The 591-nt window shown below is 73.4% G+C and carries 1 protein-coding gene and 1 pseudogene; one reads left to right on the top strand and one right to left on the bottom strand.

Going from position 1 to position 591, the window contains the following annotated elements:
- Positions 1 to 318, top strand: a 318-nt coding sequence (locus ACFQ3T_RS36980; RefSeq protein ID WP_452603498.1) for a sunset domain-containing protein, incomplete at its 5' end; no start/stop codon positions are given.
- An 88-nt stretch (positions 319 to 406) separates the two neighbouring features.
- Here the strand turns inward: ACFQ3T_RS36980 and ACFQ3T_RS36975 are convergent.
- Positions 407 to 591 (bottom strand): annotated as a pseudogene (locus ACFQ3T_RS36975) (2-oxoacid:ferredoxin oxidoreductase subunit beta); the annotation flags it as partial.

Here is a 591-nt window from a genome sequence, read left to right as displayed (position 1 = left end):
CCGCCGCCGGCGGCGGCGCGTCCGGTGCGCCCGCGCCCGGTCGGGTTCAGCCCGAGCACCGGCGGCAGGCCCGCCCCCGGCACGACCCGCTACCAGGGCCAGCAGGAGGGCTTCAACCCGCGCTCGCCGTTCGGCCCCGGCTCGGTGCTGCCGAAGTCCGACGGCAAGGCGCCCGCGCCGGAGTTCCAGGTCAAGGCGACCTTGACCGGCCGCCGCTACTTCACCAACGAGTCGGCGAACTTCCGCGAGACCCGCGCGGACGTGTGGTTCCGCACCACGGCGGACGCGGAGAAGGCGGGCTTCCGCCAAGCGCCGTAACGACTTCCCCGGGGAGGGAAAGCGAGAGGACCCCTGTTCCGGGAGGCGGAACAGGGGTCCTCCGTTGTTCGGCGGGACCTGTCGGGCGTCAGCCGACCACGGTCCACGTGTCCTTGCCGTGCAGCAGCGCGCCGAGGTCGGCGGGCTTCGCGGCCTTCGCCTGGTCGACCTGTGCGCGTGCGGCGTCGTCGTAGGTGGTGCGTGCGGTGTTGCGGAACACGCCGGTGACGGTGTGTTGGAGGTCCTGGGTGGACAGGCGGGACAGGGCGAAGG

Origin of the sequence: Saccharothrix hoggarensis (assembly GCF_042678885.1) — a bacterium.
GTDB lineage: Bacteria > Actinomycetota > Actinomycetes > Mycobacteriales > Pseudonocardiaceae > Actinosynnema > Actinosynnema hoggarensis.
The sequence above is the reverse complement of the archived record's forward strand: the minus strand, read 5'-3'. Positions and strand labels throughout refer to the sequence as shown.